The 12,730-nt window shown below is 71.3% G+C and carries 12 protein-coding genes, 1 tRNA gene and 2 pseudogenes; 9 read left to right on the top strand and 6 right to left on the bottom strand.

What is annotated here, in order from left to right; genetic code table 11:
• Nucleotide 1: 1 nt before the first annotated feature.
• From AC3ERT_RS27055 to glmS, 3 genes are all read left to right on the top strand, one after another.
• Nucleotides 2-1,168: an acyl-CoA dehydrogenase family protein gene (locus AC3ERT_RS27055; protein WP_435177285.1), complete on the top strand. Its 1,167-nt coding sequence runs from the start codon at nucleotides 2-4 to the stop codon at nucleotides 1,166-1,168.
• A gap of 194 nt (nucleotides 1,169-1,362) precedes the next feature.
• Nucleotides 1,363-1,638, top strand: a complete 276-nt coding sequence (locus tag AC3ERT_RS27050) for a hypothetical protein (protein ID WP_335977918.1) — start codon at nucleotides 1,363-1,365, stop codon at nucleotides 1,636-1,638.
• A gap of 153 nt (nucleotides 1,639-1,791) precedes the next feature.
• On the top strand, nucleotides 1,792-3,606 hold the full coding sequence (gene glmS, locus AC3ERT_RS27045; protein ID WP_435177283.1) for a glutamine--fructose-6-phosphate transaminase (isomerizing): 1,815 nt from the start codon (nucleotides 1,792-1,794) through the stop codon (nucleotides 3,604-3,606).
• A 66-nt stretch (nucleotides 3,607-3,672) separates the two neighbouring features.
• Here the strand turns inward: glmS and AC3ERT_RS27040 are convergent, their stop codons facing one another.
• A complete protein-coding gene (locus tag AC3ERT_RS27040; protein WP_335977915.1) occupies nucleotides 3,673-4,194 on the bottom strand; it encodes a universal stress protein in 522 nt (173 codons plus the stop codon).
• Between the two features lie 414 nt (nucleotides 4,195-4,608).
• Nucleotides 4,609-4,839, bottom strand: coding sequence for a hypothetical protein (locus AC3ERT_RS27035; RefSeq protein WP_435137967.1), 231 nt, complete (start codon nucleotides 4,837-4,839; stop codon nucleotides 4,609-4,611).
• A gap of 157 nt (nucleotides 4,840-4,996) precedes the next feature.
• On the opposite strand from AC3ERT_RS27035, the gene AC3ERT_RS27030 reads away from it, so the two are divergent.
• The 3 genes from AC3ERT_RS27030 to AC3ERT_RS27020 all read left to right on the top strand — a co-directional run bounded on the left by AC3ERT_RS27030 (nucleotide 4,997) and on the right by AC3ERT_RS27020 (nucleotide 7,303).
• The gene (locus AC3ERT_RS27030; protein WP_435177360.1) at nucleotides 4,997-6,499 is read left to right on the top strand and encodes a helix-turn-helix domain-containing protein; all 1,503 of its coding nucleotides are present in this window, start codon (nucleotides 4,997-4,999) and stop codon (nucleotides 6,497-6,499) included.
• Between the two features lie 10 nt (nucleotides 6,500-6,509).
• Nucleotides 6,510-7,127, top strand: a complete 618-nt coding sequence (orn, locus tag AC3ERT_RS27025; protein WP_435137964.1) for an oligoribonuclease — start codon at nucleotides 6,510-6,512, stop codon at nucleotides 7,125-7,127.
• Nucleotides 7,128-7,227: 100 nt separating this feature from the next.
• Nucleotides 7,228-7,303 (top strand) — tRNA-His (locus tag AC3ERT_RS27020).
• A 102-nt stretch (nucleotides 7,304-7,405) separates the two neighbouring features.
• Here the strand turns inward: AC3ERT_RS27020 and AC3ERT_RS27015 are convergent.
• Nucleotides 7,406-7,525, bottom strand: a pseudogene (locus AC3ERT_RS27015) (transcriptional regulator); the annotation flags it as partial.
• On the opposite strand from AC3ERT_RS27015, the gene AC3ERT_RS27010 reads away from it, so the two are divergent.
• Together AC3ERT_RS27010 and AC3ERT_RS27005 are read left to right on the top strand one after the other, a co-directional pair.
• Nucleotides 7,506-7,820 (top strand): Rossmann-fold NAD(P)-binding domain-containing protein, encoded by a 315-nt coding sequence (locus AC3ERT_RS27010; protein ID WP_435177281.1) that lies wholly within the window; start codon nucleotides 7,506-7,508, stop codon nucleotides 7,818-7,820. The pseudogene AC3ERT_RS27015 and the gene AC3ERT_RS27010 sit on opposite strands and share 20 nt — an antisense overlap.
• 12 nt (nucleotides 7,821-7,832) lie before the next feature.
• Nucleotides 7,833-8,381 (top strand): NUDIX hydrolase, encoded by a 549-nt coding sequence (locus AC3ERT_RS27005; RefSeq protein ID WP_435177279.1) that lies wholly within the window; start codon nucleotides 7,833-7,835, stop codon nucleotides 8,379-8,381.
• A gap of 36 nt (nucleotides 8,382-8,417) precedes the next feature.
• On the opposite strand, the gene AC3ERT_RS27000 is transcribed toward AC3ERT_RS27005, so the two are convergent.
• The 3 genes and pseudogenes from AC3ERT_RS27000 to AC3ERT_RS26990 form a co-directional block, all read right to left on the bottom strand.
• Nucleotides 8,418-8,783, bottom strand: coding sequence for a sensor histidine kinase (locus AC3ERT_RS27000; protein ID WP_435177358.1), 366 nt, complete (start codon nucleotides 8,781-8,783; stop codon nucleotides 8,418-8,420).
• 140 nt (nucleotides 8,784-8,923) lie between these two features.
• Nucleotides 8,924-9,376 (bottom strand): annotated as a pseudogene (locus tag AC3ERT_RS26995) (histidine kinase dimerization/phospho-acceptor domain-containing protein); the annotation flags it as partial.
• Nucleotides 9,377-9,568: 192 nt separating this feature from the next.
• Nucleotides 9,569-10,261, bottom strand: coding sequence for a response regulator transcription factor (locus AC3ERT_RS26990; RefSeq protein ID WP_435177277.1), 693 nt, complete (start codon nucleotides 10,259-10,261; stop codon nucleotides 9,569-9,571).
• Nucleotides 10,262-10,836: 575 nt separating this feature from the next.
• Between AC3ERT_RS26990 and AC3ERT_RS26985 the strand changes: the two genes are divergently transcribed.
• Nucleotides 10,837-12,630 carry a discoidin domain-containing protein gene (locus AC3ERT_RS26985; protein ID WP_435177275.1) on the top strand — a complete coding sequence of 598 codons (1,794 nt, stop codon included), beginning with the start codon at nucleotides 10,837-10,839 and terminating at the stop codon, nucleotides 12,628-12,630.
• Nucleotides 12,631-12,730: the final 100 nt, after the last annotated feature.

The raw sequence follows: 12,730 nt of genomic DNA, 5'->3' as shown, positions 1-12,730 counted from the left end.
CATGTCCATCGACCACCGCCTGTCCGAGGAGCACGAGTCGCTGCGGGCGACCGTGGCCGAGTTCGCCCATGACGTGATCGCACCGAAGATCGGCGATTTCTACGAGCGGGAGGAGTTCCCGTACGAGATCGTGCGGGAGATGGGGCGGATGGGCCTGTTCGGGCTGCCGTTCCCGGAGGAGTACGGCGGGATGGGCGGGGACTACTTCGCGCTGGGGCTGGCGCTGGAGGAGCTGGCCCGGGTGGACTCCTCGGTGGCGATCACCCTGGAGGCGGGGGTGTCGCTGGGCGCGATGCCGGTGTTCCGGTTCGGCACCGAGGAGCAGAAGCGGACCTGGCTGCCGCGGTTGTGCTCGGGCGAGATGCTGGGCGCCTTCGGCCTGACCGAGCCGGAGTGCGGCTCCGACGCGGGCGGCACCAGGACCACCGCGCGGCTCGACGACGCGACCGGCGAGTGGGTGATCAACGGCACGAAGTGCTTCATCACCAACTCCGGCACCGACATCACCGGCCTGGTCACGGTGACCGCGGTGACCGGGCGCAAGGAGGACGGCCGGCCGCGGATCTCCTCGATCATCGTGCCGTCCGGGACGCCGGGCTTCACGGTGTCGAAGAAGTACAGCAAGGTCGGGTGGAACGCCTCGGACACCCGGGAGCTGTCGTTCACGGACTGCCGGGTGCCGGCGGCGAACCTGCTGGGCGCGGAGGGCCGGGGGTACGCCCAGTTCCTGCGGATTCTGGACGAGGGCCGGATCGCGATCTCCGCGCTGGCCACCGGGCTGGCCCAGGGCTGCCTGGACGAGTCGCTGGCGTATGCGCGGCAGCGGGAGGCGTTCGGGCGGCCGATCGGCGCGAACCAGGCGATCCAGTTCAAGCTGGCCGACATGGAGATGCGCGCCCACACCGCCCGGCTGGCCTGGCGGGACGCGGCGTCGCGGCTGGTGCGCGGGGAGGAGTTCAAGAAGGAGGCGGCGCTGGCGAAGCTCTACACCTCGGAGATCGCGGTGACCAACGCCCGCGAGGCGACCCAGGTGCACGGGGGGTACGGCTTCATGAACGAGTACCCGGTGGCCCGGATGTGGCGGGACTCGAAGATCCTGGAGATCGGCGAGGGCACCAGCGAGGTGCAGCGGATGCTGATCGCGAGGGAGCTGGGGCTGGCCGAGTGACCCGATAACGCCGGCAGATCCGGAGAGAGCGCCTGCCGCTCACCCGGTGAACGCCTGCCGCTCCTCCGTTCAAGGCCTGCCACTCACCGTTTAACGATCGCCACTCACCCGTTCGGCCCTCCCCAACCGCACTGGGGTGCCCGAAAGCGGGCAGGATTCTTGCAAAGCGGCGATGATCTGATGAGTATCAACGGGTGCCTGAACACCGGACGTCCTATGACGACCTCATCGACCACCTGGTCCGCACCACGTCGCTGCACCGCGGCGAGGCGGCCCGGGTGGTCATGGACGTCCTGGCGTACTTCGACGAGACGACCGAGGAGTACGTCCGCCGCAGGCACCGCGAGCTCCAGGCGAAGGGCCTGGTCAACACGGAGATCTTCGAGCGGATCAGCGAGGAGCTGCCGCACCGCGCGGTCGCCCCGGCCGCGCTGTCCCAGCGCCAGCTGCGCCGGATCGTCTACGGCTGACCGAGGCACCCCGCCCCACACCCCCACCAGCTCCACCCACCCACCAGCTCCACCCACCCCCCCCAGCTTCACCCACCCCCCCAGCTTCACCCACCCCCACCAGGCGCTCAGGGGCGCCGGGCACCCGACAGGTACGACCGAGAGGGACGGCATATGTGCGGAATTGTCGGCTACATCGGCAGGCGCGACGTGGCACCACTGCTGCTGGAGGGCCTGCAGCGGCTGGAGTACCGGGGCTACGACTCGGCCGGCATCGCGATCACCGGCCGATCGGGTGAACTGCGGACCGTCAAGGCCAAGGGCCGGGTGCGTGACCTGGAGGCCCGCGTCCCCAAGCGCTTCGCCGGCACCACCGGCATCGCACACACCCGCTGGGCCACCCACGGCGCGCCCAGCGACGCCAACGCCCACCCGCACCTGGACGCGGACAGCGCGGTCGCCGTCGTGCACAACGGCATCATCGACAATGCCTCCGAGCTGCGCGCCAGGCTCAGCGCCGAGGGCACCGCCTTCACCTCCGAGACCGACACCGAGGTGCTCGCCCACCTGATCGCCCGCTCGCAGGCCGACACGCTGGAGCAGCGGGTGAGCGAGGCGCTGCGCTCGGTCGAGGGCACCTACGGCCTCGCGGTGCTGCACCGCGACTTCCCGGACCGGATCGTGGTGGCCCGCAACGGTTCGCCGGTGGTGCTCGGCATCGGCGAGAAGGAGATGTTCGTCGCCTCCGACGTGGCCGCGCTCGTCGCCCACACCCGCCAGGTCGTCACGCTCGCGGACGGCGAGATGGCCACCCTGAAGGCCGACGACTTCCGCACCTACACCACCGAGGGCTCGCGGACCACCGCCACGCCGACCACCGTGGAGTGGGAGGCCGAGTCGTACGACATGGGCGGCCACGACACGTACATGCACAAGGAGATCGCCGAGCAGGCCGAGGCGGTGGACCGGGTGCTGCGCGGGCGGATCGACGACAAGTTCGCCACCGTCCACCTCGGCGGGCTCAACCTCGACCCGCGCGAGGCCCGCGGGGTGCGCCGGATCAAGATCCTCGGCTGCGGCACCAGCTACCACGCCGGTCAGATCGGCGCGCAGCTCATCGAGGAGCTGGCCCGTATCCCCGCCGACGCGGAGCCGGCCTCGGAGTTCCGCTACCGCAACCCGGTGGTCGACCCGGACACGCTGTACGTCGCGGTGTCGCAGTCCGGCGAGACGTACGACGTGCTGGCGGCCGTACAGGAGCTCAAGCGCAAGGGCGCGCGGGTGCTCGGCGTGGTCAACGTGGTGGGTTCGGCGATCGCCCGGGAGGCGGACGGCGGGACCTATGTGCACGCCGGGCCCGAGGTCTGCGTGGTGTCCACGAAGTGCTTCACCAACACGGTGGTGGCCTTCGCGCTGCTCGCGCTGCACCTGGGCCGGATCAGGGACCTGTCGGTCGCCGACGGCCGCCGGATCATCGAGGGGCTGCGGCGGCTGCCCGGCCAGATCGACGAGATCCTCAAGGCCGAGCCGGAGATCAAGCGGCTGGCGCTGCACTTCGCGGACGCGAAGTCGATGCTGTTCATCGGCCGGGTGCGCGGGTACCCGGTGGCCAGGGAGGCGTCGCTGAAGCTGAAGGAGGTCAGCTACATCCACGCCGAGGCGTACCCTGCCTCGGAGCTGAAGCACGGGCCGCTGGCCCTGGTGGAGCCGGCGATGCCCACGGTGGCGATCGTGCCGGATGACGACCTGCTGGAGAAGAACCGGGCCGCGCTGGAGGAGATCAAGGCCCGCAGCGGCCGCATCCTCGCCGTGGCCCACCAGGAGCAGGAAAAGGCCGACCACACGATCATCGTCCCGAAGAACGAGGACGAGCTCGACCCGATCCTGATGGGCATCCCGCTCCAGCTCTTCGCCTACCACACCGCGCTGGCGCTGGGCCGGGACATCGACAAGCCGAGGAACCTCGCGAAGTCCGTCACCGTGGAGTGACCGCGCTACGCCCTGGCGCGGGCCGGCTCCCCGGCCCGCGCCAGGGCCGCCTCACGCCTCACAACCTCATGGAATGACCACCACCGGCCGCTGCGCCCGCCGCGCCAGCCGCCCGGCCACCGACCCGAAGATCCGCCCGACCATCCCGTGGGTCCCGCCGACCACGATGGCGTCGGCTTCGTACTCCTTGCCGACCTCCTCCAGCTCGTGGCAGATGTCGCCGCCGCGCTCCACCAACACCCAGGAGATCTCGGCGAGATGGTCGGCGCAGGCCAGCTCCAGGCCCAGCACCTCGGTGCGGTGGTCGGGCACGTCCACGAAGACCGGCGGCTCGCAGCCGGCCCACACGGTGGCCGGCAGCCGGTTCGCGACATGCACGATGATCAGCGCGGAGTGCGTTCTGCGGGCCATCCCGATCGCGTAGGACAGCGCGCGCTCACTGGAGACGGAGCCGTCGAAACCGACGACCACGCCGTGCCGGAAGGCCGGATCACAGGCGTGGTGCCGCGCGGTGGCCAGCTCGGGGAGCGCTGCCTCGTCGGCAAGCGGCCTGCCCTCGGCAGGCTCGGGAATGTCATGACCGGCCATGATGGGGATTCTCGGCGAGGGCGGCGCTGACGCGCCGAGCAGCGGACAAGACGTTTCTCGCGGGGCGGGCCGCCGCAGCGGCCGGTTTCGGCCAGTTCACCACTTCCCGTCCCACTCCCTCCAGAGTACGGCCGGTGCAAGCGCCTGCACAGGGCCGACGGGCCCTTCACAGGCTCTTCCGTATGTCTTGCGTACCCGGAGTTCCCAGGAGAATGCCGGAGGGAGCCCAAGAGCGCAACGGCACCGCGCCTGTGAGGGCAACGTCATCACGCCAACCGGCGACACGCTTCGGCGCACGGGCGCATCGCGGGGGCGCACCGCCGACACCTCCCCGGCACCTCCCGTCACCGCCCGCCGCCCCGACCCGACCAGCACCGCCCGCACCAGCCCGACGGCGGCCGCGCATGTGCAAGTTCACTCCGGAATATCCGGTACCGCTCTACGCCCATTCAGCGCCGGAACAGCGATTTTCGGCCAACTTGGCACCGTTGCACATTCGTTGGCGGCCGCGCGCACTAACACCTGCGCCACCAGCGGTTCTACGATGCGGCAGGACGCGGACAGTGCGGTCCGCAGTCGCAACGGCACGAGGCGTACTTCCCAGCAAGCCGCCAGGGTGAAACGCTTCGTGATCGAATGCTTCACGCCACGTTGCCTTGTCGACTTAGCGTCAGATGGTGAACTTGTCACTAACGCCCCACCTGACACAGTAGATTTGATCATGGGTGACTGCGCTGGACAGCGGGGGATTACGTGCAGGACCGAGGGGACGACGCGTCGATACGAGGGGGGCTTGAGCTCCATGAGCCAGGAGTCCAGTTCCGGTACGGCGGCGGACACTCCGTCGCAAGCACCATCGGCATCGCCTCGCGCCATCCGCAAGCTCTCCGCGCGCCGCCGTCCGGAGGTCGTCGCGGTGCTGCTCTTCAGCGGTGGTCCGATCTTCGAGAGTTCCATACCCCTGTCCGTCTTCGGCATCGACCGGCAGGACGCGGGGGTCCCCCGCTACCGGCTGCTGGTCTGCGCCGGCGAGGAGGGCGCGCTGCGCACCACCGGCGGGCTCGAACTCACCGCGCCCTACGGCCTTGAGGCGCTCGCCCGGGCCGGCACCGTGGTGGTGCCCACCTGGCGCTCGATATCCCAAGCACCGCCGCCGGAGGCCCTGGAGGCGATCCGCCGCGCACACGAGGAGGGTGCGCGCATCATCGGGCTGTGCACCGGCGCGTTCGTGCTCGCCGCCGCCGGTCTGCTGGACGGCCGGCCGGCCACCACGCACTGGATGTACGCCCCGACGCTCGCCAAGCGGTACCCGTCGGTGCACGTCGACCCCCGCGAGCTCTTCGTGGACGACGGCGACGTGCTCACCTCCGCCGGAACAGCGGCCGGTATTGACCTGTGCCTGCACGTGGTGCGCACCGACCACGGTACGGACGCGGCCGCCGCGCTCGCCCGCCGGCTGGTCGTCCCGCCGCGCCGGGCGGACTGGCAGACCGGGCAGCGGCACATGGACCGCTCTTTACCGGAGGAGATCGGCGCGGACCCGCTGGCCGAGGTCGTCGCGTGGGCGCTGGAGCACCTCCACGAGCAGTTCGACGTCGAGGCGCTGGCCGCGCGCGCGTACATGAGCCGGCGCACCTTCGACCGCCGGTTCCGCTCGCTGACCGGCAGCGCGCCGCTTCAGTGGCTGATCACCCAGCGGGTGCTCCAGGCGCAGCGGCTGCTGGAGACGTCGGACTACTCCGTCGACGAGGTGGCCGGGCGCTGCGGCTTCCGCTCGCCGGTGGCGCTGCGCGGGCACTTCCGCCGGCAACTCGGCTCCTCGCCCGCGTCGTACCGGGCCGCGTACCGGGCCCGCAGGCCGCAGGACGACGGTGACCGGGCCGGCTCGGCGCCCGAGGTGCCGGCCGCGCGCCGGGGCGGGGCGAGTGGTCCGGGCGGGCCGGGTGGGCCCGGGAACGGTGCCGGTCACGGCTCTGTGCACGCGCACGGAAACGGTCACGGCGGCGCGGGCGGCCACGGCGGCGGTCACGGTGCCGGGGCCGGGGCCGGGACGGGGGTCGGGCCGGGCAGTGGTACGGGCATCGCTCAGGGCGGCGGTCCCGGCGGCGGCCCGGGCGGCGGTCCCAGCGGCGGTCCGCAGGTGCTGGCCGCACCGCTCAAGGGCGACCCGGACGCGTACACCGCCTCCGCACGCGTCCCGGAGCAGTCGGGGCGGTCCGATCCGGCCGAGGCGGCCACCCGCGGGCGGCTGCGGGCCGGGCGCGGTCTGGGAGCCGCCCTCCCGGGACCACGTGATCGCCCGTAGGGTGAGACACATGAACGACCGGATGGTGTGGATCGACTGTGAGATGACCGGCCTCTCGCTGGCGCACGACGCGCTGATCGAGGTGGCCGCGCTCGTCACCGACTCCGAGCTGAACATCCTCGGCGAGGGGGTGGACATCGTGATCCGCCCGCCCGCCGAGGCGCTGGAGACGATGCCGGAGATCGTCCGGCAGATGCACACCGCCTCCGGTCTGCTGGAGGAGCTGCCCGGCGGGGTCGACATGGCCGAGGCGGAGCAGACGGTGCTGGACTACATCCGCACCCATGTCGCCGAGCCGCGCAAGGCACCGCTGTGCGGCAACTCCGTCTCCACCGACCGCGGCTTCCTCGCCCGGGACATGCCGGCGCTGGAGCAGCACCTGCACTACCGCATCGTGGACGTCTCCTCGATCAAGGAGCTGTCGCGCCGCTGGTACCCGCGGGCGTACTACAACAGCCCGGAGAAGAACGGCAACCACCGCGCGCTCGCCGACATCCGCGAGTCCATCGCCGAGCTGCGCTACTACCGCGAGGCCGTCTTCGTACCGGCCCCCGGCCCGGACACGGACACCGCCCGCGCGATCGCGGCCAAGCACGTCCTGCCGCCGGCCCCGCACGCCGCCCACTGACGGGCGCGTACCCGGCCGCATAAGCGGGCGCGACCACCCCCCGCCACCCTGTACACTTTTCCAAGCGGCGCCGCCCCGGCAGGGAAAAGCGCCGCTCATGGTGGGTGTAGCTCAGATGGTAGAGCACCTGGTTGTGGTCCAGGATGTCGCGGGTTCGAGTCCCGTCACTCACCCCAGCTTCACAGGGCGCCCGGCCGCGGAAACGCGGCCGGGCGCCTTTTTGCGCGGCGGCGGCCGGGGCGGAGGGGCGGCCCGGCCGGGCGGAACGGTCGAAGCGGTCAGGCGCCGCGGAGCGCCTGCCGGGCGGCCCCGATCACGCGCTGGGCGGCGGCGCCGTACACGGCGGACTCCCGCAGGGTGCGCCACACCTTCATGTGCGTGGCGACGCTGTCGGCATCCGAGGACGAACTCGACCTCGCCGGGCTGTCGGCTGTCTACCAGCGCACCCGGGACGGTGAACACGTCACGCGGTACCAGACCACCGGGCACTACTTCTACCTGCTCAACGGCGGGAACGCCGTCAACTTCCTGCACGGCGCCAGCGTCGGGCCGTTCATCCACCTCGTGCAGGCGGAGATACTGGCCGCCGTCCGCATGCTCACCCGCGGCGGGCTCGCCCACGGCATCCACGACGTCACCGCCGCCGACCGGGCCGTGATCGCCGACACCTGGCTGACCTACTTCAACCGCTGAGGACCCGCCCCCATGCCCATCACCCCCCAGCACCTCCACGCCACCCTCACCACCTACCTGAGCCGGCACCCCGAGGACAAGGACGGCCTCGCGGCCCTCACCGCCGCACTGGAGACCCACCCCGACACCATCGCCTCGCGCAAGGAGTTCCGCGGGCACGTCACCGCCGGTGCCCTGCTCCTGCGCCCGGACGGACGTGTCCTGCTCGTGGAGCACAAGGCACTGGGGAAGTGGCTCTTTCCCGGCGGGCACCTGGAGGACACCGACACGACCCTCATGGGCGCCGCCCTGCGGGAGTTGGCCGAGGAGACCGGCATCGACCCCGAACAGGTCACCCCCGACAGCCCGTTGCCCCTGCACATCGACATCCACCCCATCCCGGCCAACCCCGCCAAGGACGAACCCGACCACCAGCACTTCGACATCCGCTACCTGTTCCGGACGGCAGCCGACGTGGCCGAGCTCCAGACCGAAGAAGTCCTCGACTACTCCTGGCAGTTCGCCGACCAGATCACCGCCGAGCCCCTCCGCACCCGCCTCCTCGCCGTCCCCTTGAGCTGAGCCCCCCTGAGCCCCCCTGAGCCCCGCTGAGCCCCCTCACACCGCCGGGGTCGCCGGGAGGGTGATGGAGAGCTGGAAGCCCTCGGGGAGCCGGCACGCGTCGACGTGCCCGCCGTGCGCCTCGATGATGCCGCGGACGATCGCCAGGCCGAGCCCGGCGCCCGGTCCGGTGTGGGCATGCTCGTCGCTGGTACGGGCGCTGTTGGCGCGCCAGCCGACGTCGAAGATGTGCCCGAGGTCCTCGCTGGCGACGCCGGGGCCGTGGTCGAGGACGCTGATGATGAGGTGGTCGTCGTCGCGGTGGTGGGCGGTGACGAGGATGTCGCTGTGCTCCGGGGCGTGCCGGACGCCGTTGGCAGCAGGTTGCCGATGGCGCGGGTGAGTTCGCGCGGGTCGGCACACAGCATGTGGCCCGCCACGTCGCGGTGGACGACGCGGATGCCGCGCGCGCTCGCCGCGGCCCGCACGTCGACGACGGCGTCGGAGACGATGTCGAGCAGCGGCACGAGTTCGCGTTGCAGGTGCAGGGTGCCGCTCTGGAGGGTGGAGAGCGCGAAGAGGTCGTCGACCATGCCGGTCACGGTGTCCACCCGCGCGCGGATGGTGCGGACGTAGTCGGCCGGGTCGGGCGCGAACCCGTCGTCGATCGCCTCGGTCATCGCGCGGATGCCGGCCAGCGGGGTGCGCAGGTCGTGCGAGATCCACGCGAAGAACTGCCGCCTGGCCGCGTCGAGCTTCTCCACCTCCGCACGGGCCTGTGCGAGCTGCACCGAGGTGTCGGCGAGCCGGGCGTGCAGGTCGTTGAACTCCCGCCAGCCGGGCTCGGCCGGTTCCAGCACCGCCCCGGCGGCCAGGTGCCGCGCCGACGCGGACAGCCGTCCGACCGACCGCCGCACCACTCGGGAGATGGTCAGCCAGGTCGTGGCGAGGCTGATGACCGTGGAGATCGCGATCACCCACACCAGCACCGTCAGGTCGTGCGTGGAGATGAACATCTCGACCATGACCGCGAGGATCGACGACACGATCGAGGTGACCGCCCCGGCCACCACGATCGCGAACTGCGAGGCGACCGGCCCCCTGCGGTTCGCGTGCAACGCCAGGCCGGCGAGCAGGGTGACGGCCGCGGTGCAGATCACCGTGGTCATGACGATGAGGCCGATGTCGGGCAGGGCGAGCATGCGCGGCTACTCCGTTCCGTGCGGGGTGAACCGGTATCCGGCGCCCCATTGGGTGCGCAGGTAGACCGGATAGCGCGGTTCGGGTTCGATCTTCTCGCGCAGCCTGCGCACATGGACGGTCACGGTCGCGGCGTCCCCGAAGTTCCATCCCCACACCTCGCCGAGAATGTCGTCCCGGGTGAGTACCTGTCCGGGGTGCTGGACGCAGTACAGCAGCAGTTCGTATTCGCGGGTGGTCAGGGCGATCTCGTTCGTGCCGAGCCACGCGCGCCGGCGGGCGGGGTCGATCCGGAACGCGCCCGCGGTGAAGGGCGCGGCGGGGCTCGAGGGCGCGTGGCGGCGTAGTTGGGCCTGCATCCGCAGGTTTAGTTCCTTCATCGCGAACGGCTTGACCACGTAGTCGTCGGCGCCGTGCTCCAGCCCGCTGATGCGCTGGTCGACGGCGCCCAGCGCGGTGAGCATGATGATCGGGATGTCCGAGGTCGCCCGGGCCTGGCGGCACAGTTCGTCGCCGCTGGCCCCGGGCAGCATCCGGTCCACGACCAGGATGTCGGGCAGTCCGTCCGCGAGTGCCTGGCGGGCGGCGTGCCCGTCGCCGTACTGGGACATCGACCACCCGCTGGCCCGCAGATAGTCGCCGAGGACCGTCCGCACCGTCGCGTCGTCCTCGACGATCATCACCCGCGGTGTGTTCTCCATGCCCCGCACGCTACCTATCGGCCGCAGGGTGCCCGCGGTTCTTACAGAGCTGAAAGAACTTCGCGGGCGGCGCCGCGCGAATGCTTTCCTTGTTTCCCGGCGGCCGGGTCGGAAAGATCCGATCCCCGCTGCCACCACCCCCGCCACGAGAATCACCAGAAAAGAAGGACGCACTCCCATGCGCCTCAAAGCCGCCGCCGGAATCGGAATCGCAGCCGTCGCGCTGGCCTTCTTTTCCCGTCCGCGGCGACGGCGTACTCGACCACCCGGCTGCTGGCGCGCCACCGTCGGCGGCTCGGCGCGGGCGGCCCGGAACCGGCGATCCCTCCGCCCCGCTGGCTGTGACGGCCCGGCTCCGGCCCGTCGGCCGCAAGGCACTCCAACCCCGGCCGTGACCGCCGGGCCCCGGCCGGGCCCCCTTCGGAACTCGAAAAGACGGCGGGCCGAGCGGGCGATTATGGAACAACTCATTGACGCCGAAGGACCGGCCTTGTAGACATCACCTCACCGGAGAGCGCTCTCACCCCGCGCTCCCGCGTCCCTCGCGGACCCCCACCCGGATGAGGAGACACCAGATGCCAACCAGCGCGCCGCCGTCGGTGCGGCCACGGCGTACCCCACGCGACAGGTCCCGGCCCTGTCTCGTGCTCGCCCTCCTGCTCTCGCTGACCGCGGGCCTCGCGCTCGCCGTCACCACGCAGTCGCCGGCCCGCGCGGCCGGTTCGCTGCTGTCCCAGGGGCGGCCCGCCACCGCCTCCTCCACCGAGAACGCCGGCACCCCCGCGTCCGCCGCGGTCGACGGGAACACCGGCACCCGGTGGTCCAGCGCCGCCGCCGACCCGCAGTGGCTCCAGGTCGACCTGGGCAGCGACCAGTCGATCAGCCAGGTGACCCTCGACTGGGAGACGGCGTACGCGAAGGCGTTCAAGATCCAGACGTCCGCGGACGGCACGAACTGGACCGACGTCTACTCCACCACCACCGGTACCGGTGGCGACCAGACGGTCACCGTAAACGGTTCCGGGCGGTACGTCCGGATGTACGGCAGCCAGCGCGCCACGCAGTACGGCTACTCGCTCTGGGAGTTCCAGGTCTACGGCGCCGGCACCGGCAGCCCGTCCGCGTGCGCCGCCGGCAACGCCGCGCAGGGGCGGCCGGCCGCGGCGTCCTCGACCGAGAACGCGGGCACCCCCGCCTCCGCCGCCGTCGACGGGGACACCGGCACCCGGTGGTCCAGCGCCGCGTCCGACCCGCAGTGGCTGCGGGTGGACCTGGGCAGTTCGCAGCCGCTGTGCAGCGTCGGCCTCAACTGGGAGACGGCGTACGCCAGCGCGTACCAGATCCAGGTCTCCGACGACGCGACGAACTGGACCACGGTCTACTCCACGACCACCGCGACCGGCGGCATCCAGAACCTCGACGTCACCGGCACCGGCCGCTACGTGCGGGTCTACACCACCGCGCGCGCCACCGGGTACGGCGTGTCGCTGTGGGAGTTCTCGGTGCACCTGACCTCGGACGCCACCACGCCCCCGCCGACCGGCGGTGACGACTCCTTCTGGGGCGACACCAGCCAGATCCCGGCCGCGAACAACGTGATGGAGGTGGCGATCCTCAACCGGACGAACGGCGCCTACCCCGACAGCCAGGTCTACTGGAGCTTCGACGGGCAGGAGCACTCCATCGCCGAGCAGCCGTACTTCGACATGCCGGCCAACTCCTCGGGCCGGATGTACTTCTACGTCGGCTCGCCGAACAGCCAGTACAACGACTTCATCGAGTTCACCATCGGCCCGGACGTCTTCAACGGCAACACCACCCGGGTCGACGCGTGGGCGCTGCCGCTGGCGATCCGGCTGCACTCGCACAGCGGCCAGGACGTCCAACTCGGCGACACCCAGGACCTGTTCACCACCAGCCGGGACCAGGTGTTCCAGGAGTTCCAGGACGCGGTGCCGCAGCAGTTCAAGGTGCTGGCGCAGACCCAGGCGCCGTACCGGATCATCGCCCCGGGCAGCGACCCGAGCTTCCGGGCCGGCGGCGCGAACGCCGACTACTTCACCTCCTACGCCCAGTCGGTCGGCGTGAACGCGGCGACCTCGGACATCTTCGGCTGCGCGGGCACGCTGGCCGGCGACCCCACCACGTGCGCGGCGCTGAACCGGCACACCGCCACCCTCCCGGCCGACGAGCAGCAGGACCCGGCGCGCTTCTACTCCGGGGACCCGGCCAACTGGTACGCCAAGTTCTGGCACGACCACGCGATCAACGGGCTTGCGTACGGCTTCCCGTACGACGACGTGGGCGGCCAGGCGGCCTACACCTCGATGCAGGACCCGCAGTGGATGGAGGTCGCCGTCGGCTTCTGAACGCCCGACGGCGCCCGACGGCCACTGACGGCCACCGAGAACCGTTTCCCGCGATCCCCCCACAGGAGCCGGCGGGGGCGGGTGTGGAACAAAACGCCAC

It is taken from the genome of Actinacidiphila sp. bgisy145, assembly GCF_057708125.1.
This window is presented reverse-complemented; position numbering and strand designations above follow the sequence as displayed.